This is a genomic window from Amycolatopsis sp. NPDC051128, assembly GCF_040682715.1.
Classification (GTDB): domain Bacteria; phylum Actinomycetota; class Actinomycetes; order Mycobacteriales; family Pseudonocardiaceae; genus Amycolatopsis.
Map to the genome: position 1 here is coordinate 45,796 of NZ_JBFBBN010000047.1, position 18,087 is coordinate 63,882.

Annotated in this window: 19 protein-coding genes; 15 read left to right on the plus strand and 4 right to left on the minus strand. The window is 70.3% G+C overall.

The window, feature by feature from the left end; genetic code table 11:
• The first annotated feature begins 26 nt into the window (after positions 1-26).
• The 8 genes from AB0M82_RS35205 (at position 27) to AB0M82_RS35240 (ending at position 8,746) form a co-directional block, all read left to right on the plus strand.
• On the plus strand, positions 27-1,241 hold the full coding sequence (locus tag AB0M82_RS35205) for a sedoheptulose 7-phosphate cyclase (RefSeq protein ID WP_364731466.1): 1,215 nt from the start codon (positions 27-29) through the stop codon (positions 1,239-1,241).
• Entirely contained in the window at positions 1,238-1,972 is a 735-nt protein-coding gene (locus AB0M82_RS35210) for a cupin domain-containing protein (protein ID WP_364731469.1), read from the plus strand. Before AB0M82_RS35205 ends, AB0M82_RS35210 begins: the two co-directional genes overlap by 4 nt.
• Positions 1,969-2,373, plus strand: a complete 405-nt coding sequence (locus AB0M82_RS35215) for a cupin domain-containing protein (protein WP_364731471.1) — start codon at positions 1,969-1,971, stop codon at positions 2,371-2,373. The genes AB0M82_RS35210 and AB0M82_RS35215 overlap by 4 nt, the downstream gene beginning before the upstream one ends.
• A gap of 17 nt (positions 2,374-2,390) precedes the next feature.
• Positions 2,391-3,452, plus strand: coding sequence for a ketoacyl-ACP synthase III family protein (locus AB0M82_RS35220; RefSeq protein ID WP_364731474.1), 1,062 nt, complete (start codon positions 2,391-2,393; stop codon positions 3,450-3,452).
• Positions 3,449-4,558 carry a VOC family protein gene (locus tag AB0M82_RS35225; RefSeq protein WP_364731477.1) on the plus strand — a complete coding sequence of 370 codons (1,110 nt, stop codon included), beginning with the start codon at positions 3,449-3,451 and terminating at the stop codon, positions 4,556-4,558. Before AB0M82_RS35220 ends, AB0M82_RS35225 begins: the two co-directional genes overlap by 4 nt.
• Before the next feature lie 61 nt (positions 4,559-4,619).
• Positions 4,620-4,763, plus strand: coding sequence for a hypothetical protein (locus AB0M82_RS35230; RefSeq protein ID WP_364731479.1), 144 nt, complete (start codon positions 4,620-4,622; stop codon positions 4,761-4,763).
• A 406-nt stretch (positions 4,764-5,169) separates the two neighbouring features.
• A complete protein-coding gene (locus tag AB0M82_RS35235) occupies positions 5,170-6,951 on the plus strand; it encodes a BTAD domain-containing putative transcriptional regulator (protein WP_364731544.1) in 1,782 nt (593 codons plus the stop codon).
• A gap of 157 nt (positions 6,952-7,108) precedes the next feature.
• Entirely contained in the window at positions 7,109-8,746 is a 1,638-nt protein-coding gene (locus AB0M82_RS35240) for an FAD-binding oxidoreductase (protein WP_364731482.1), read from the plus strand.
• 110 nt (positions 8,747-8,856) lie between these two features.
• Here the strand turns inward: AB0M82_RS35240 and AB0M82_RS35245 are convergent, their stop codons facing one another.
• Positions 8,857-9,012, minus strand: coding sequence for a hypothetical protein (locus tag AB0M82_RS35245; protein WP_364731485.1), 156 nt, complete (start codon positions 9,010-9,012; stop codon positions 8,857-8,859).
• A gap of 7 nt (positions 9,013-9,019) precedes the next feature.
• Between AB0M82_RS35245 and AB0M82_RS35250 the strand changes: the two genes are divergently transcribed.
• Both AB0M82_RS35250 and AB0M82_RS35255 read left to right on the plus strand, forming a co-directional pair.
• Positions 9,020-9,277, plus strand: a complete 258-nt coding sequence (locus AB0M82_RS35250) for a hypothetical protein (RefSeq protein ID WP_364731487.1) — start codon at positions 9,020-9,022, stop codon at positions 9,275-9,277.
• 143 nt (positions 9,278-9,420) lie between these two features.
• Positions 9,421-9,771: a UBP-type zinc finger domain-containing protein gene (locus AB0M82_RS35255; protein WP_364731488.1), complete on the plus strand. Its 351-nt coding sequence runs from the start codon at positions 9,421-9,423 to the stop codon at positions 9,769-9,771.
• Positions 9,772-9,834: 63 nt separating this feature from the next.
• Here the strand turns inward: AB0M82_RS35255 and AB0M82_RS35260 are convergent, their stop codons facing one another.
• Positions 9,835-9,975, minus strand: a complete 141-nt coding sequence (locus AB0M82_RS35260) for a hypothetical protein (protein WP_364731490.1) — start codon at positions 9,973-9,975, stop codon at positions 9,835-9,837.
• A gap of 501 nt (positions 9,976-10,476) precedes the next feature.
• On the opposite strand from AB0M82_RS35260, the gene AB0M82_RS35265 reads away from it, so the two are divergent.
• The 3 genes from AB0M82_RS35265 to AB0M82_RS35275 all read left to right on the plus strand — a co-directional run bounded on the left by AB0M82_RS35265 (position 10,477) and on the right by AB0M82_RS35275 (position 13,514).
• On the plus strand, positions 10,477-11,610 hold the full coding sequence (locus AB0M82_RS35265) for an ABC transporter substrate-binding protein (RefSeq protein ID WP_364731492.1): 1,134 nt from the start codon (positions 10,477-10,479) through the stop codon (positions 11,608-11,610).
• 144 nt (positions 11,611-11,754) lie between these two features.
• Complete coding sequence (locus tag AB0M82_RS35270) at positions 11,755-12,870, plus strand: sensor histidine kinase (protein ID WP_364731495.1); 1,116 nt, start codon at positions 11,755-11,757, stop codon at positions 12,868-12,870.
• Positions 12,867-13,514, plus strand: coding sequence for a response regulator transcription factor (locus tag AB0M82_RS35275; RefSeq protein WP_364731498.1), 648 nt, complete (start codon positions 12,867-12,869; stop codon positions 13,512-13,514). The genes AB0M82_RS35270 and AB0M82_RS35275 overlap by 4 nt, the downstream gene beginning before the upstream one ends.
• Positions 13,515-13,759: 245 nt before the next feature.
• Here AB0M82_RS35275 and AB0M82_RS35280 read toward each other — a convergent pair whose 3' ends face one another.
• Complete coding sequence (locus AB0M82_RS35280; protein WP_364731500.1) at positions 13,760-14,149, minus strand: hypothetical protein; 390 nt, start codon at positions 14,147-14,149, stop codon at positions 13,760-13,762.
• Positions 14,150-14,261: 112 nt separating this feature from the next.
• Here AB0M82_RS35280 and AB0M82_RS35285 point away from each other — a divergent pair, with 112 nt between their 5' ends.
• A complete protein-coding gene (locus AB0M82_RS35285) occupies positions 14,262-14,489 on the plus strand; it encodes a hypothetical protein (protein ID WP_364731502.1) in 228 nt (75 codons plus the stop codon).
• 415 nt (positions 14,490-14,904) lie between these two features.
• Positions 14,905-17,463: a cation-transporting P-type ATPase gene (locus tag AB0M82_RS35290; protein WP_364731505.1), complete on the plus strand. Its 2,559-nt coding sequence runs from the start codon at positions 14,905-14,907 to the stop codon at positions 17,461-17,463.
• Between the two features lie 8 nt (positions 17,464-17,471).
• On the opposite strand, the gene AB0M82_RS35295 is transcribed toward AB0M82_RS35290, so the two are convergent.
• Positions 17,472-17,825 (minus strand): hypothetical protein, encoded by a 354-nt coding sequence (locus tag AB0M82_RS35295; protein ID WP_364731508.1) that lies wholly within the window; start codon positions 17,823-17,825, stop codon positions 17,472-17,474.
• Positions 17,826-18,087 lie beyond the last annotated feature (262 nt).

Consider the following 18,087-nt stretch of genomic DNA (forward strand, 5'->3'; position numbering starts at 1 on the left):
CGCGCGGCAGTCCTGGAGGAATGATCATGCTCAACCAGCTCGTCGCCTCGCCCTTCGAGGACGACATAGAACGTCCGCCCTCGGTCACCTGGACGGTGCAGTGCCACAAACCGGTGCGCTACGACGTGGTCGTGATGCCCAACCTGCTCGACCCGGCCAACCCCGCGCTGGCCGAAGCCGGCATGCACACCAGCACCGACCGTTCCGCGACACCACGCCGGTTCGTGGTGGTCGACGCGAACGTCGACAGCATCTACGGCGACAAACTGCGGGCGTACTTCACCCAGCGTGGCATCGTCCATCACCTGTGCGTGCTGCGCGCGTGCGAATCGACGAAGAACCTCGATTCGGTCCGCCGGATCTTCGGTGAGCTCGACGCGTTCGGCATCGACCGGCGGCGGGAGCCGATCATCGCCGTCGGTGGCGGTGTGCTGCTCGACATGGTCGGGCTCGCCAGCAGCCTCTACCGGCGCAAGACGCCGTACGTCCGGGTGCCGACGACCCTGATCGGACTGGTCGACGCCGGGATCGGGGCGAAGACCGGGGTCAACTTCGGTGAGCACAAAAACCGCGTCGGGACCTACGAGCCACCGGTGGCCGCGTTGCTCGACCGGTCGTTCATCGTCACGCAGAGCAGCCGGGAGCTGAGCAACGGGCTCGCCGAGATTCTCAAGATCGCGCTGGTCAAGGACAGTGTGCTGTTCGACCTGCTGGAGTCGTACGGCACCCGGCTGCTCGACGAACGCCTGCAGGGCCTGACCCCCGCCGGCGAGTCGGCCGCGCGGGAGATCCTGCGCCGGGCGGTGCAGGGCATGCTGGAGGAGCTGCAGCCCAACCTGTGGGAACAGGAGCTGGAGCGGCTCGTCGACTACGGCCACTCCTTCAGCCCGGCGCTCGAGATGGCGGCGCTGCCGAGCCTTCTGCACGGTGAGGCCGTGACCGTGGACATGGCCCTGACCACGCTCATCTCGTTCAACCGCGGCCTCGTCACCGCCGCGGAGCGCGACCGGGTGCTGGCGGTGATGCGGGAGCTGCGGCTGCCGATCTGGCATCCGGCCTGCGAACCCGGCCTGCTCGGCCGCGCGCTGGCCGAAACCACCAGGCACCGCAACGGGTTGCAACGACTCCCGCTGCCGTCGGGGATCGGCTCGGCGAAGTTCGTCAACGATCTCGGGCTGGACGAAGTGACCGACGCGGCGCTCGCCCTCGCCGGCTACGCCGGGAAGGTGGGCGCCCGATGAGCGGGGGACTGCTGCTCGCCTCCACCGAGCGCCCGGCGACGGTCTACGGCGTGCACGGCGCCGCCGGGCGCACGAACTGGACCTGCTTCGCCCGCCGCCCGGGCCTGCGCGGCACCTGGGAAGCCATCGAGTGGGCCTCGGTGCCGCCCGGTGGGGTCAGCGGCGAACACCGGCACACCCGCACCGAGGAGATCTACTTCCTGATCTCCGGCGAAGCGGACTTCGTGCTGGACGGCAAGGCACACCGGATGACCCCGGGCTGGCTGGGCCTGACCCGGGTGGGCAGCAGGCACGCGCTGCACAACATCGGCACCGAGCGGGTCGACTGGCTGGTCATCGAGATGTTCAGCCCGGCGACCGCGCGGGTGCTCGGCGAGCGTGTTCCGTTGGGAGAAGGAGAAACAGTGGACAGTGGAAAAGCCAGTACCGTGGTGAACCTGGGGGAGCGGGGGGAGTTCGACCCGCGCACGGTCTTCGACGGGCCGCTGGCGTCGATCAGGATCCAGCGGCTCGCGCCCGGCACCTCGCTCGGCGTCGTCTCCGACACCTGCGAGCACACCTTGTTCGTGCTGTCCGGCTCCGGGACCTGCGTCACCGACGACCAGCGGGTCGCGGTCGGCGAGGGCAGCTCGGTCACCCTGCCACTCGAAGGGGCGATGCGGATCGAAGCCGGCGACGCGGGGCTGGAACTGTTCCACGCCACCATGGACGTGCCGGGGGCGATCGCGTGATCGTGACCGATGCCGCGGTCGGCACCGGCGGTGCGCTGCTCGACGCCCGGGGAGGCGTGACCAGTTGGGTCTGCCTCGCCCGGCGCGGGATGCTGCACAGCGAGTGCGACGCCGTGGACCATCTCCGGCTGGAGCCCGGCACCAGGCTGGCCGACGGCGGGCGCTCCGCGATCGGCGAGGCCTGGTTCGTGGTGCGCGGCGCCGGGGTGCTCGACGACGGCCGCCGCCTGCGCGAACGCGACCTGTTCGTGCACGGCCCAGGGCGGGTGCCCGTGCTGACCGCGCTCACCGGGCTGGAACTGATCATCATCTCCGTGCTGCCGGACGCCGTCGCCTGGCAGCTCCCGAGCCGGATCCCGTGTATGCGTGAGACCCCCTCCGCCGACACCGTCCGCTGCTGAGAAAGGCCGACAAACCCATGCGCTACGACGATTTGTACATCTCCGGAGCGGGTTCCTGGTACCCGGAGTCCATCAGCGTGGACGACGCCGTCGCGGACGGCCGGTACTCCGCGGCCGTGCGAAGCCGCACCGGCCAGCGACGCGTGACCATCGCCGGCCCCGACGACGCGAGCCCGGACATGGCGGTGCGGGCCGGGATTTCGGCGCTCGGCCGGGCGGGGTGCGACCCCGCCGAGGTGGGCCTGCTGCTGCACGCGGTCGCCACCTACAACGGCATGGACGGCTGGAACTGCGCGTCCTACCTGCAGCACAGGATCCTGGCCGGGCACGGGGTGTCGTTCGAACTCCGCCAGCTGTCCAACGGCGCTGTCGGCGCGATCGAGCTCGCCGCCGCCTATCTGCGAGCGGGCGGCGGCGCCGGATCGGCCCTGATCACCACCGCGGACCAGTTCCCCCTGCCGGCGTGGAACCGCTGGGAAGCCAGCCCCGGCCTGGTTTTCGGCGACGGCGCGAGCGCGCTGCTGCTGTCCCGGGACGCCGGCTTCGCGCGGGTCGTGTCGTCGGTCAGCATCAGCGATCCGGAACTGGAAGGGATGCAGCGCGGCACGCGGCCGTTCCGCCCGTTCGCCGACCCGGACTTCCTGCCGTCGAGCGTCGTCGAGCGGACCAAGGAGTTCGCCGCCACGATCAGCATCGAAGAGGCGGTCGGCCGGATGGCCGTCGGGCTCAACCGCGCGGTGACCGAGGCGGTCAAGGAGGCGGGGACCAGCGTCGAGGACGTCGCCCATGTCGTGCTGCCGAACTTCGGCCGGGAGCTGCTGCACGACGAGTGCCTGGTACCGATCGGCGTGGACATCGAGCGCACGACCTGGCGGTGGGGGAACACCGTCGGGCACGTCGGCGCCGCCGACCAGTTCGGCGGGCTCGACCACCTCGCGACGCAAGGCCTGCTGAAGCCCGGCGAACGGGTGATGCTGGTCGGTGTCGGCGGCGGCTTCAACTGGACGTGCGTCGTGCTGGAGATCCTCACCGAACCGGGCTGGGCGTACCCGGCGGAGAACAGCGAGGCGCCGGCATGAACCGGGACACCGGCATCCCGACCGTCCGCAACGTCGACCACGTCGCCTACACCGTGCCTGACCTGGACCGGGCGATCACGTTCTTCGCCGACGTCTTCGACGCCCGGCTGCTCTACCGGCAGGGTCCCGTCGGCGATCCCGGCGGGGACTTCATGCGCACGCAGCTCGGGGTGCACCCGGAGGCATCGTGTTACGTGGCCCTGCTGCGGTTCGGCGCCGAGGCCAACGTCGAGCTCTTCGAGTACCGCGCTCCGGGGCAGCGGACGGTACCGCCGGCCAACCACGATGTCGGCGGGCACCACTTGGCCGTCGCGGTGGTCGATCTGGACCGTGCGGCGAAGTGGCTGTCGGGCCGGTCGGACGTGGTCCTGCTCGGCGAGCCGTGCGAGGGCGCCCCCGGTTCCGGTGTGCGCCGGTGGATCTACCTGCGCACCGCGTGGGGGATGTACCTCGAGCTCGTCGAACCGGCCCCGCCCTGGGACAGCCCCGCCCAGCGGTTCCGGGCTCGCCCGGCGCCCTCGGCCCCGGGCGGCGGGCTGCCCGGCTTCCTCGGTCTGGACCACGTCGGCTACACCGTGCCGGATCTGGCCCAGGCGGTCGGCTTCTTCACCGGTCCCCTCGGCGGAACCCTGGTCCACCACGTGGAACTGCCTTTCGACCGGGAGGCCGGCGAGACACAATGGGGGGTACCCGGGCCGGGGGTCCTGCACTCGACGACGATCCGGCTCGGCCCGGTCACGAACGTCGAGCTGCAGTTCTTCGAAGTCGCCGGCCGTCGTACCGTGCTGCCGGAGAACAGCGACGTCGGCGGCCATCACCTGGCGTTCTTCGTCGACGACGTGGAGGCCGCGGTGGCCGCGCTGCACACCGTCGCGGGGGTACGGGTACTGGGAACACCGCAGGTCGTCGACGAGGGCGGCCCGATCGACGGGGACCGCTGGACGTATTTCCGCGCGCCGTGGGGCATGCAGCTGGAGGTGCTGAACCTCCCGCCCGGCCTGCCGTACGAGCGGCAGACCACCGATCGCCGGTTCGGCCCGGCCCGGTCGTGGGGCACCACGCTCGCCGCCGTGGTGGAAAGGGCGCTCGCGGTGGCCGCGGACTAGGTGTTTCCGCAAGTGAGTCCACTGGGCGGGATTCGACGGGTGGACGCACCGGCGATCAACCATGATTAAGCGCGTCACGGCGAACTTCCGCAATCCGGCGGTCGGCACCCTGCGATTGGCGGGCAACACCAACATCGCCGCCGCGCTCCGAATGACCGCACGCGACTTCACTCGACCACTCACGCTCTTGGGAATCCATGCCTGACCAGCCGCGGCGGTGATCAGCAGGATCGAGATCCGGGCGGCAGGGATCGGGGAAGATGCGGCAGCAGGCACGGTTCTCTCACATGATCATGGGGCGTGGACAACACCTGATCTACGAGGGCCGTGCCTGTCTTTCAGTCAGCCTGACCTGCGCCTACCCGACTTTGCCGCGGCCGTGCGTCCGCCCCGGCCACTTGCCTTGACGGGACTCGCTCGCTCGTTCAATTCGTCGGATCTATGCTAGTGTTGCTCGAATCGCATGGTCACGACTACTGGGGGTCACCATGGCCGATAGGGGGTTTTTACCGCCCACTGACGGCGACGAAACGGCCGCTATTCTCTATTTCCGCGTACTCGGGCCATTCCGGGTCGAATCCCGGGGAAGGGTGGTGACCCCCCGGGCGCCGATGTTGGGAAGAACCCTGATAACGCTGCTCTTTCATGCGAATAGCGTGATCACTGTCGGCGAGCTGGTCGGGGAACTGTGGTCCGATCCGCCCAAGCTGGCGAAGAAAACGGTCCAGACTTATGTTTACCAATTGCGCAAGCATCTCGGCGCGATTAATCCAGATACCGGCCGGGAGCTGATCGAAACGCATCAGACCGGTTACTGTGTGCGTTTGGCCCCCAGTCAGCTGGATCGCTGGCAATTCGAGCGTCTCGTCGCGAAGGGGGAGCAAGCGCGCGCCGTCGGAGAGCACCAGCCGGCCGCGGAGGCTTTCGGCCAGGCGCTCGACCTTTGGCGCGGCCTGCCGGTGGGCGATCTCGAATTCGGGCCACACCTCACCGCGGAACTGTCGCTGCTCGAAGACCGGAGGATCGAAGCGCTGGAACGGCGGATCGAGGCGGATCTGGCCCTGGGCCGGCACCGCGCCCTGGTCAGCGAACTCAAGGGGATCACCGCGCGCTACCCGACCCGGGAGACGTTCTGCGCCCAGTTGATGGTGGCCGCCCAGCGTTCCGGCCTTCGCGCGGACGCGCTCGACGCGTTCCAGCGGCTGCGGCGGGCCATGGTGCGCGAGCTCGGCCTGGAGCCGTCACGCAGCCTCGCGCAGATCCAGCGGGAAGTCCTCGAATGCGTGCCGATGACGGAGACCGCGCCCGCTCCTGCTCCCGCCCCGGCACCTGTCCCGTCGACGCGCTCCCCGGCCCAGCTGCCGCTCGACACGGCGGATTTTGTCGGCAGGAAAGAAGAATTGGATCTGTTGCATGGACTGTGCGGCGCGGATCCCAGCCGCACGTCCGCCAATGTGGTGCTGGTGACGGGCGGTCCCGGGGTCGGCAAGACCACGCTGGCCGTTCACTTGGCACACCGTCTCCGCGCGGATTTCCCCGGTGGGCAGCTTTTCGCGTCCCTGCACGACGGCCAGGGACGTCCGGTCCCGGTGGCGGAGGTGCTCACCGGCTTCCTGCGCGCGCTCGGCGCGCCGACCGAGGAGCTGCCGACCGGACTGGCGGAGCTCGGCGCGTTGTTCCGCACGTGGACGGCCGGCCGCAAACTGCTGTTCGTGCTCGACGACGCCGGCTCCACCCCGGACCTGCGGCATCTGCTGCCGGGGGCACCGGCCTGCTCGGTGCTGGTCACCGCGCCGGGAAGGATCCCGAGTTTGCCCGTGCGCGAGACGGTCGAACTCGAACCGATGTCGATGGACGAAGGTCTGCGCCTGCTGACCGAAACCGTGGGAGCGGACCGGATCGGGAGGGACGAGGCCGCCGCGCGCGAGGTCGTCAAGCTGTGCGACAGGCTGCCGCTGGCGATCCATGTCGCGGGGGAGAAACTGGTGGCACGCCGGGCGTGGGGCGTGCGCAAGCTCGCGACCCGGCTCGCCGACCCCAACCGGCGTCTGCTGGAACTCTCGGTCGGATCGATGTCGGTCGCCGAGCGTTTCGAAACAGCGCTCTCACGGTTGGGCCGCGACGAACAGCACGCCCTGAGTGCGCTGTGCCGGCTCGGTGCCGGCTGGTTCGACCTCCGGGCCGCGGCGAAAGTCCTGGGGAACGAACCGCTCGCCATCGAGGGGCTGGTGGAATCGCTCGTCACGGCCAACCTGTTGCTGGTCACCGGCGTGGGGCACGGCGGCGGTGCGTCGTTCCGCTTCCCGGACCTCGTCCGGCTGCACTGCCTGTCGCACGCGGTGGTGACGGAGCTCGAGACAGGCGCGTCCGGCCAGCATCAGCAACTCGGATGATCCTTTAAGGACAGTCCGGGTCGGTTGTGCTGAAGGGACGCTTGCCCGTCCTTGAGCGAGCCTTGGTCGGGGTGCGACAGGATCATCTTGCCGGGACCGCACAACGAATGCGGCCGGCGATCTGACTTCGTCGAATCCCGTGAGGACGTGTGACACCATGGCATCGTTGAACCGACGGGGCTTCCTCTCCGCCGCCGCGGCGACGGGCGGGCTCGCCGCGACCCAGCTCGTCCCGGGCACGGCCTTCGCGGGCGAGGCCCTCACCCAGCCGGTGCGGCCCGCGGCCGATCCCGGCGCGCTGGGCGCCGCGACGGTGTACCCGGGCGACCCGCGCTACGCTGACCTCGTGCGCGGCGGGAACTTGCGCTTCGTAGGCAAGCCCGACTACGTCCGCGTGGTCACCTCCGTGGATCAGGTGGTCGACGCCGTGCAGCAGGCCGTCCGAACGGGACGGAAGGTCGCCGTGCGCAGCGGCGGGCACTGCTACGAGAACTTCGTCGCCGACCCGGCGGTGGGCGTGGTCATCGACATGTCCGAACTGAACGGCGTCCACTTCGACCCGGGCCGGCGCGCGTTCGCTGTGGAGGCGGGTGCCACCCTCGGTGACACCTACCGTCGGCTGTTCAAGGGTTGGGGAGTGACCATTCCCGCCGGCAACTGCCCGACGGTCGGCGCGGGCGGGCACATCCTCGGCGGCGGTTACGGCACGTTGTCGCGTCAGTTCGGGCTTGTGGTCGACCATCTCTACGCGGTCGAGGTCGTGGTCGTCGACCCTGACGGCCGCGCACGGCTCGTGGTGGCCACCCGCGAACCCGGTGACCCGAACCGGGAGCTGTGGTGGGCACACGCCGGTGGTGGCGGCGGGAACTTCGGTGTGGTCACGAAATACTGGCTGCGGTCCCCAGGTGCGACCGGCGCCGACCCTGCCGGGCTGCTGCCCAAGCCGCCGTCCTCGCTGATCGTCAGTTCGGCGCAATGGTCGTGGGGCGACCTGGACGAGCCGGCGTTCACGCGGATCGTGAAGAACTTCAGCCAGTGGTACGAGCGCAACAGCGCGCCGGACTCCGTCTACACCCACCTGACCAGTCAGCTCAAGCTGCTGCACCGTTCGGCGGGCTCGGTGGGCATCACCACGCAGATCGACAACACCCTGCCCAACGCGGAAAAACTGCTGAACGACTACTATTCCGCGCTGACCGATGGCATCGAGGCAAAGCTCACGATCACCGAGCAGCGTGTCCTGCCGTGGTGGCACGCGAGCCTGTGGAACGGTTTCAACGGCGGCGACAGCCCGCTCACCCAGCGGTACAAGGCGAAATCCGGTTACCTGCGGAAGTGCTACTCCGATGAGCGGATCCACCGCCTGTACCAGGGCCTGAACGACATGACGTACAAGAACCCGGCCACCCTGGCGATGCTGGTCGGCTACGGCGGCCGCATCAACGCGGTGGGCGCGGCCGACACGGCGGTCTCCACGCGCAGCAGCGTGCTGAAGTTCCAGTACGCGACCTTCTGGCTCAACGAGGCCGACGACGCGACGAACATCGACTGGCTCCGGCGCTTCTACCGCGACGTGCATTCGGACACCGGCGGCGTCCCGGTCGTCGACGAGCAGACCGACGGCGCCTTCATCAACTACGTCGACGTCGATCTCGCGGATCCGAAGTGGAACACCTCAGGCGTTCCCTGGTCCACGCTGTACTACGGCGACAACTACCCCCGGCTGCAGAAGGTCAAGCAGCGCTGGGACTCCCGCAACGTCTTCAACCACGCGATGTCCGTACGCTTGCCCTGACCCGCCAAGACTCGGTCGGCAGCGACGACTACCCGAGATCGACTCCGACGCGCCGGCCGGCCGGCGCGTCACCGTCACCGGAGGCAGCGTCGAGGTGACCACGCTGGGGTTCACCACCGGCTGACGCCGAGGTCGCGGACCACGGCCGCCGGCGCGTGGACCATCTCGTTGTCGGCGTCGCTGCGCCACACCAGGCCCCAGCGCAGGCCCGGCCAGTCGTGGATCGGCACGTACACGATGTCGGGCCGGGCGTGGTAGCGGGCCACGTGCCAGTTGGAGAAGGACCTGTATGGCGACCACTTCGGCCGCCACGGCGGCTACGGCTTCGGCATGGCGGTCCGCACCCACCGGCGCGACCTGGCCTCGCCGGGCCAGTTCGGCTGGGACGGCGGCCTCGGCACGACCGCGTACGCCGACCCGGCGGAGGACCTGGTCGGCATCCTGCTGACGCAGACGGCGATGGACTCGGCGGACACCCCGCGGCTGCACCAGGACTTTTGGACCGCCGCCTACCAGTCCCTGGACGCCTGAGCCGGGCCTGGCGCCCTCACCCGGGGGCGCCAGGCCCGGCCGCCGTGTCGTCCGCACCGGCCGGCCGAGGGGGACGGCTGCGGCTCCACCGCCATCCCGCCTAAGGTGAACAGGTCGATCACCGGGCGAGCGGAGGACTTCGCATGGAAGGCATCAACCCCGTGGTCCCGCCCAGCGGCACCGGCTGCGCGGACTGCGACACCGCGAACCCGCCGGGCTGGTGGTTCCACCTGCGCCGCTGCGCCGAATGCGGGCACATCGGATGCTGCGACTCCTCGCCCGCCCAGCACGCCAGCGGCCACGCCGCCGCCACGGGACACCGGCTGGCGCGCAGCTTCGAACCCGGCGAAGAGTGGTTCTGGGACTACCGCGACGAGGTGCTGTACGAATCCGGCCCCGCGCTCGCCGCTCCCGAACACCGGCCGCTCAGCCAGGCCGTGCCGGGTCCGGCCGGGCGGGTGCCCGAGGACTGGACGCAGCACCTGCACCAGTAGCCCTGTGTGTCGTACGACCTCGGCCTTACCCGCCTCAACGACGCCGGCTGACCGCTGCCCGCGTCACAGTCGCCGGAACCGGGTCTCCAGCAGGGCGAACGCCGCGATTCCCGCCGTCGGCGTCAGCGCACGAGTTGGCCGGACGTGCCGCGGCTGCTGATGGACCACCACGACTTGTCCCGCGCGATGATCGAGGTCGCTCACGGCGCGCGACGCCACCTCGTCGTCCCCGGATCACGGCTGCCCGGTACCCCAGTCCTTGTAGAAGATTTCGGTTCCGTCGTTCGTCGTGATCACCGGCTGTCCGGCCACCAGCGTTGCATGTCCTGAGGAGTGGTCCCGCGCAGGCCGAGATGTCGACGAGGTTGTGCGCGGCGAGCGGTGCGGCGTAGTTCGCCCGTGCCACCGAGTGCCTCCATGCGCAAAGAACGATGAGCACGGCACAGAGATAGCCTGCGGGGCCGTACCGCTGATGAGGGCGGCCGGGTGACACCCGGTCCTGAGCCGTCGGCAACCCGGAGAACGCGCGGCCCTCGGTACCGTGCGGAATGGGCTGTTCAATCGTTCGGTTGAAAGCAGCTTCCATCTCCAGCGCGCCTGATCGGGCCGTCCGTACGACGCGGTGCCCGGCTCGATCGCACGACAATGACGGTGGCCCACAGCGCCTGGGCATCGCACGTTCCCCAGTAGAGAGGTTTCTTCGACGTGGCCGACTTCCTGAGCAGACGAAGTGTCCTTGCCGCCGGGGCGGGCGCCGCGATCGGCATCGGCTTGGGGGCCACCGCGGCGTCGGCCTCGCCCGCGTCACCATCAGGCGGCGGCCCCGAGGAGACCCGGACGCTCGACGAGCTCTACCAGGCCGCGCTGGCGGAGGGCGGCAAGCTCGTCATCTACGCCGGTGGCGACACCCCGACCCAGCAGGACGCGACCAAGGCGGCCTTCAAGGCCCGCTTCCCGGGCATCGCCCTGACGCTGATCGTCGACTACAGCAAGTACCACGACGTGCGGGTCGACAACCAGTTCGCCACCGGCACCCTCGTCCCGGACGTCGTGCAGCTGCAGACCGTGCAGGACTTCGTGCGCTGGAACGAGCAGGGCCGGCTGTTGCGCTACAAGCCCGCCGGGTTCTCGAAGGTCCACGACGCGTTCAAGGATCGCCAGGGTGCCTGGGTCGCGGTTTCGGCGCTCGCTTTCAGTTTCATGTACGGGACGTCGGCGGTCGGGTCGGCAGTACCGCGCACCCCGCTCGACCTCGTCGACCCGAAGTGGCAGGGGAAGATCGCGTCGTCGTACCCGCACGACGACGACGCCGTCCTCTACCTCTACACGCGCTACGTCCAGGCCTACGGCTGGGACTGGGCGGCGAAGCTGGCCACCCAGGGCGTGCGGTTCGCGCGCGGCAGCAACTCGCCGGGTGAGGCGGTGCTGGCCGGGCAGGCCGCGATCGGCATCGGCGGCGCGGGCTCGCTGACCTCGCCCGCGTCGGCGCCCGTGCGGTTCGTGGTCGCCGACGGGCACCCGTTCATGGCCTGGGGCCAGCGGGCCGCGATCTTCAAGCAGGCCAAGAACCCGACCGCCGCCAAGCTCTACCTGAACTGGCAGCTGTCGCTCACGCAGCAGCAGGCGTCCTTCAACGGCTGGTCGGTCCGCACGGACGTCGTGCCGCCGGCCGGGCTGAAGCCGATCTGGGAGTACCCGAACGCCGACCTGGGCGGATTCCCCCGGTTCATGGCCGACCGCGCCGAGGTGGAGCGGTGGAAGCAGACCTTCGCGCTGTACTTCGGCGAGGTCAAGGGCGACCCCACGCCCGGGTGGCCCGGACTGCGCCCGGGCGCCTGACGTGAGCCACAACTTGACGTGAGCCACACCGGCATCGGCTAAGCTCCCTGGATGGCATTGTCCTAATTGGATTATCCGTCCAGGGGGTTCGCCGTGTCCGGCCATTCGACATCTTCGGCACGCGGAAGCCGGCTCCTGTGGCAGGTGCCACACCTCGTGTTCTTCGTCGTCGTCGGTGCCGCGGTGGTCCGGCTGGTCAGCCTGAACATTCCCCTGTGCTGGGAAATCGTCACGGTCAGTTCGGTGCTGGCCGTGGTGTACGCGGCCGGTCTCGCGCTGTGGTCCACGATGGGCGTCCGCGTCCGGTACGTGTGGGTCGCGGCCCTGCTCCTGCTGTGGACGGTCCTGGTCGCGCTGACCCCGCCGTCCCTGACCGTCGCCTACGTCTGGTGCGCCGTGCCGCTGGCCTGGGCGGTGCTGCGGGCGCTCGAACGGCGTGGCGCGACGGTCGCGGTGGCCGTGATCACCGTCGTGCTGGTCGGTCAGCTGACCGAGGCCACCGGCCGGTTCGACGCGGAGATAGCGCTGATCCCCGTCGCGGCCGTCTGGGGCACCGTCGCCTTGTACCGGGCGTTGGAGCGGGAACAGCGCCGGGCCGGCGTGCTGGAGGAACGCATGCGCCTGGCGCGTGACCTGCACGACACGCTGGCCCAGGAACTGGCCGGCAGCGTGCTGCTCCTGCAGGCGGCGGAGCGGAGCTGGGACAAGCCCGACGTCGCGCGGACCCGCGTTCGCGCGGTCACCGACCGCCTGAGCGCGAGTCTCGCCGAGACCCGGCGGATCATCGGAGACCTCACGCCGACGCCCGTCGCGGAGGCCGGGCTCGGGGGCGCGCTGCGGCTGCTGTGCGACCGCGCCCGGCAGGACGGAACCGCGGCCCACGTGCGGTTCCGTTCGGTCGGAGCGGGCTGTCCTGGCCTCGACGAGCAAGCCGCCACCGCTCTGTTCCGCGTGGCGCAGGGCGCGCTGGCCAACGTCCGCGAGCACGCGCACGCCACCACGCTGCAGGTGACCCTGCACCACCACCCGGACCGCGTCGAACTGGACGTGCGTGACGACGGTGTCGGCTTCGATCCCGGCGAGCCGTCGGGTCCGGGCCGGGGCGTCGGCCTGCCGTCGGCGCGGGCGCGGCTTCGCGAGTTCGGCGGTGACCTCGAGGTCGACACCGCTCCGGGCCGGGGCACGCGGATCCGGATCACCGTCCCCGGTCACCCGCAGTCCAGCCCGGTCGTGCCGGTGACCTCCACGGCGGTCCGATGACGACCACTCCGCTGCGCCTGCTGATCGCCGACGACCACGCGGTCGTGCGGGCCGGACTACGGGCCCTGCTCGACGGTGAGCCGGATCTCGAGGTGATCGCGGAAGCGGGCAGCGGCGAGGAGGCGGTGCTCCTCGCCGCGGAGCTGGCCCCCGACGTCGTGCTGATGGACCTGCGCTTCGCGGGCACGGACCGCGGCATCGACGGAGCCGAGGCCGTCCGCCGGCTGACCGCCAAGGCTGCCGGCACGGCCGTGGTGATGCTGACCAGCTACTCCGGCCGCGCCGACGTCGTCCGCGCGCTCGAGGCCGGTGCCCGCGGCTACGTGCTCAAGGCGGGGTCGCCCGAAGAGCTCTTCCTGGCCGTGCGCGAGGCCGCCGCCGGCCGCATCGGCCTCGCGTCGGAGGTCGTCGGCCATCTCGTCGGCCAGGTGGTCAGCCCGCCGCCGGAGCTGAGCGAACGGGAGCGAGAAGTCGTCCGGTTGCTGGCCGACGGGCACAGCAACCGCGCCATCGCGGAATCCCTGTACCTCAGCGAGGCGACCGTCAAGACGCACCTGGTGCGCATCTACCGGAAACTGGGCGCCGACAACCGTGCGGCGGCCGTCTCCGAAGCGGTTCGCCGAGGACTGCTGGAACTCACCTGAGCGGCGAGCGACTCCTGGCTGGTCGGCGGTAGGGAACCAAGTTCCCCGACTCCGGCTGGGTCGGTTCCGTGTCTTGCCGTGGTTTCGCAGGCTCCGAGACGTCGATTGACCAGCTGAACAGTGGCGGGCTTGTCCGAGCCATCAGCGAGGCCCACGACCGGGACGCGGTCCGAATCGAGTAACCGCATCGGGCACGTGCCGGCCGTCCGTGAGACTGATCGCTCATTGACGTCGTCTACCCGACGTCAAGATTGGACCGTCGGATTAAGTGGCGGCTTCGGTTGGGTCTGGACGACAGGCTGGGCTTGGGCGAAATTGTACCCGCATGCTTTACAGTCCAGTCTTCCGCGCTTGACGGTGCGGCCGCATGCAGGGCAGTCGCGGGTCTTGGGCCTCGTAATCAGCCACAGAATTCCGAGGATGACATCAGCAGCGACCCACAATCCGATGATGAGCCCGACGCCGATGACTGTGCCGACGTCGCTCGCGGCCTGGCAGGTCTGAAGATCGAGGCTGTCGCATGTCGCCGTTGTGGCAGTCGGACGGCTTGCGGTGCCGACGATGATCCAAACAAGAAATAGCGCGTTGATCGCGAGAATTATCCACGTGAAGATACGAAACCGTGGGAAGTGCATCGGCGGTGTGCTCCCTTGAGGAAGACCGCTCTCACTCTTGACTGGGTAAGAGTTAGCCCATTCGGACTATAGTCTTCCTCTGGGGTGCTGGCAAGGGCCGCGCAATAGGCGGATGATCACCCAGATTGTCTGGACGATCTGGGCTTCACGCTGGATCGCAGCGTTGTGCATTGCAGCAATCGCGGCGATGTGGCCGAGTTTCGTGTCGTCGATCGACCGGATCTGCAAGCCGCCACTGCTGGTTGTTGCCGCCGGTCCACGGCGATTGCCGGGCCGGCGCGCCGTTGGCGGCGTTGCTGAAACTGTCACCAACCTCCAATGGACCATCACCGCAGTCTGAACTCCGACCACTGTCCATCGATGCCGGGAACCGTTGGAGTGACCGCACCGCACAGGCCGACAGGAGGAGGCGCCATTTAGTCCCATTGGACCTCGCCGCATCCCGGCACCCGCCGTCCGGGGCCGAGCTTGGTGATGGTGGCTGAGCCGCGAGTGGTCTCATTGGGTGTCGGCGCCGGCTTGTGCTGCACGGATGCTCATGGGACGAGTAGCGCGCCGGCGGTCAAGACCTCGCCGGAAGCGTGTCGGATCCGAGCTTGCCACTGCGCTCTGTCGTCGACCGATCTCAGTCTGGGGTCCTTAGTCCCTATTCCCGGATGCTTTAAGCCCTCCCGCTCAGCACGCGCGGAACGCGACGATTCAAGCCGGAACCGGGGCAGGCCCGGTGGTTCTCGATCAGCGACGGGGGTACGGGCGTGGCGGGCGCACAGACGGTGAGCAGGGCGTCCGGTCTCACGACCGGGGAAGCCGCACTGAGGTTGCGCCGCGACGGGCCGAACACACTGCCGGCGCCGCACCGGCGGAACCCGGTGTTGGTGCTGGCGGGACAGATGGTGCACTTCTTCGCCCTCATGTTGTGGGCCGCGGCGGGCCTCGCGCTGCTCGCGGGCATGCCCGCGCTGGCGATCGCCATCGCGGTCGTCGTGCTCCTCAACGGCGCGTTCTCCTTCGCTCAGGAGTACCGGGCCGACCGGGCCGCCGAGCGGTTGCGGGACCTGCTGCCCGTCCGGGCCACCGTGCGCCGCGACGGCAAGGCCGTCATCGTCGACGCCGTCGAGCTCGTATCCGGTGATCTGGTGCTGCTCGAGGCGGGCGACCGGGTGTGCGCGGATGCCGCTCTCGTGGAGAGCGGGCGCCTGTCGGTCGACGAGTCGATGCTCACCGGTGAGAGCAAGCCTGTCCGCCCAGGCGAGGGCAAGCCCGTGTACGCGGGCACCTATGTGACCGAAGGCCACGGCGCCGCGCTCGTCACGGCGACCGGGGCCCGCACGCGGCTCGCGGGGATCTCCGAGATCACCGCCGGGGCGGTCCGCCCGCGCAGCCCGCTGGCCGCGCAGCTGCACCGCGTCGTGCGGGTCGTGGCGATGATCTCGGTCGCCGTCGGCGTGGTGTTCTTCCTCGCCGCGCTCGGCCTCGGCCGGACGAGCACCGACAGCCTGCTGTTCGCGATCGGCGTCACCGTGGCCCTGGTCCCCGAGGGCCTGCTGCCGACCGTGACGTTGTCCCTGGCCCGCGCCGCCCAGAAGATGGCGGGACGGCACGCACTCGTCCGCCGGCTGGAGTCGGTGGAGACCCTGGGCGCGACCACGTTCATCTGCACCGACAAGACCGGCACCCTGACCCGCAACGAAATGTCCGTCGTGCGCGTGTGGACCCCAGCCGGTTCCGTCGCCGTGGCCGGTGAGGGCTACCGGCCCAACGGCGAACTGACCGGCCCCGCCGACGCCGTGGCGGCCGCCACCGTGCTCGCCGACAGCGCCGCGCGGTGCTCGCCGGACGCGCACGCGGTCGAGCGGGCCGGGACGTGGCACCCGGTCGGGGACCCGATGGAAGTCGCGCTGCACGTGCTCGCCGCCCGGGCGCGGGTCCCGGCGCCACCCGCGCCGGCCGCCCGGTACCCGTTCGACCCGCACCGCCGGCGCTCGTCCCTGGTCGACGCGGACGGCCTGCACGTCACGGGCGCGCCGGACACAGTCCTGCCCTTGTGTCCCGGACAGAACGCCGAAGCCGCCGAGGCTGTCACGGCGATGAGCGAACGCGGCCTCCGGGTACTCGCGGTGGCGCGGCGGCGTGGGGTGCGGGCGGCGAGCGGCGGCGAGGTGGCGGAACAGGAGCTGGAACTGCTCGGCCTGGTCGGGTTGCAGGACCCGCCGCGGCCCGACGTCGGCGCGGCCATCGCGTCGTGCCGGCAGGCCGGGATCAAGCTGGCCATGGTCACCGGGGACCATCCCGGCACGGCCGCCGCGATCGCCGCTGAGGTCGGGCTGCTGGGTGCGCACCGCCTCGTCGTCGAAGGCAAGGACCTGCCGGCCGCGGACGACGAACTGGGTGAACTCCTCGACCACGACGGGGTCGTGGTGGCCCGGGTCGCTCCGGAGGAGAAGCTCCGGATCGCCCGGGTGCTGCAGGAGCGCGGCCACGTCGTGGCGATGACCGGTGACGGGGTGAACGACGGCCCCGCGTTGCGGACGGCCGACATCGGGATCGCGATGGGGGCCTCGGGCAGTGACGTCGCCCGCGAGGCCGCCGACCTGGTGCTGCTGGATGACCACTTCGGCACGATCGTGGGAGCGATCGAGCTCGGCCGCGCGACGTTCGCCAACATCCGGCGGTTCCTCACCTACCACCTGACCGACAACGTCGCCGAGCTCACGCCGTTCGCGGTGTGGGCGCTCTCGGGCGGGCAGATCCCGCTGGCGATCACCGTCCTGCAGGTCCTTGCCCTCGACATCGGCACGGACCTGCTGCCCGCGTTGGCGCTGGGCGCCGAGCCGCCGAACCGGCGGACGATGTCGGGTCCCGCGCACGGGGGCAACCTGATCGACGGGAGGGTGGTGCGCCGGGCGTTCGGCATCCTCGGTCCGGCGGAGGCGTTGGCCTCGATGGTGGCGTTCTTGGCCGTGCTGTTCGGCGGCGGCTGGCAGCTCGGGACCGCCCCCGGCGGGCCGTTGCTCGCGACCGCCTCCGGCACGGCGTTCGCCGCGATCGTGCTCGGCCAGCTCGCCAACGCCTTCGCATGCCGCAGCGAGTCCCGCTGGATCGGCCGGATCGGCTGGCGCGGAAATCCGTTGCTCGGTTACGCGATCGGGTTCGAAGTGGCGATGCTGGCGGCGTTCCTGCTGCTGCCGCCGTTGCCCGCGCTGCTCGGTGGCACGCTGCCGGGCTGGTCCGGGTGGGCCTGGGCGCTGCTCGCGGTGCCGGTGGTGTGGCTCGTGGACACCGTCCACAAAGCACTGCGCGGCCGGGCACGGTGACGGAGCCCCTAGGTCCCTCGCCGGGCTCGCCCGTCGCCGGACGTGTCGTCCCGATCGGGAGCGAGGGAGCGGCCGCCGGGCAGGCTGGAGGCTGAGCCGTTGCGGATCGCGTTCCAGGCCAGCAGCCGCTCGAGCTGCTCGGGAGTGAGTGCCGCACGGCGGGCGAGGGTGGCCAGGTCCGCGCAGCGCAGCCCCGGTTGGGTGCTGGCGCGCCTGAGCTGGCCCAGCCAGAGCTGCTCGTCGATCCACGCTTGCCGGCCGCGATCGCTGAGCAGGTGGAGGTGTTCGGTGCTACAGACCGTCACCAGGCGCCAGCCGTCGCAGCCAGGGTCGAACTCGTCCACGACGGAGGAATCCGGCACGAGGGAAACGATCACCTCTTCCGGTGCGAGTGTCTGCCCGCAGCCGTCGCAGATCCGCGCTCCACGTCGCGCCGGAGCACTCCCGGCATCGGTGTCTGCCCGCCCGTCGGGAATGTTCCGCCGTACCGTGCGCACCGCCGCCTCCACGCGTGGATGAAACGCGGTCCGAGCCCCCTACCGGGGTCCTGGGCGTGCAAAGGCTCGACTCGTCACCGGTCGTGACCTGATCAGCATGGCACTCCAGGTGCCGCCGGACGTTGCG

Coding starts and splice junctions, on each gene's coding strand:
- AB0M82_RS35235 (WP_364731544.1), top strand. CDS start 5,170: ATGTTGGGAAGAACCCTGATAACGCTGCTCTTTCATGCGAATAGCGTG.
- AB0M82_RS35205 (WP_364731466.1), top strand. CDS start 27: ATGCTCAACCAGCTCGTCGCCTCGCCCTTCGAGGACGACATAGAACGT.
- AB0M82_RS35255 (WP_364731488.1), top strand. CDS start 9,421: ATGGAAGGCATCAACCCCGTGGTCCCGCCCAGCGGCACCGGCTGCGCG.
- AB0M82_RS35230 (WP_364731479.1), top strand. CDS start 4,620: ATGATTAAGCGCGTCACGGCGAACTTCCGCAATCCGGCGGTCGGCACC.
- AB0M82_RS35225 (WP_364731477.1), top strand. CDS start 3,449: ATGAACCGGGACACCGGCATCCCGACCGTCCGCAACGTCGACCACGTC.
- AB0M82_RS35240 (WP_364731482.1), top strand. CDS start 7,109: ATGGCATCGTTGAACCGACGGGGCTTCCTCTCCGCCGCCGCGGCGACG.
- AB0M82_RS35285 (WP_364731502.1), top strand. CDS start 14,262: ATGATCACCCAGATTGTCTGGACGATCTGGGCTTCACGCTGGATCGCA.
- AB0M82_RS35280 (WP_364731500.1), bottom strand. CDS start 14,149: ATGCACTTCCCACGGTTTCGTATCTTCACGTGGATAATTCTCGCGATC.
- AB0M82_RS35220 (WP_364731474.1), top strand. CDS start 2,391: ATGCGCTACGACGATTTGTACATCTCCGGAGCGGGTTCCTGGTACCCG.
- AB0M82_RS35275 (WP_364731498.1), top strand. CDS start 12,867: ATGACGACCACTCCGCTGCGCCTGCTGATCGCCGACGACCACGCGGTC.
- AB0M82_RS35210 (WP_364731469.1), top strand. CDS start 1,238: ATGAGCGGGGGACTGCTGCTCGCCTCCACCGAGCGCCCGGCGACGGTC.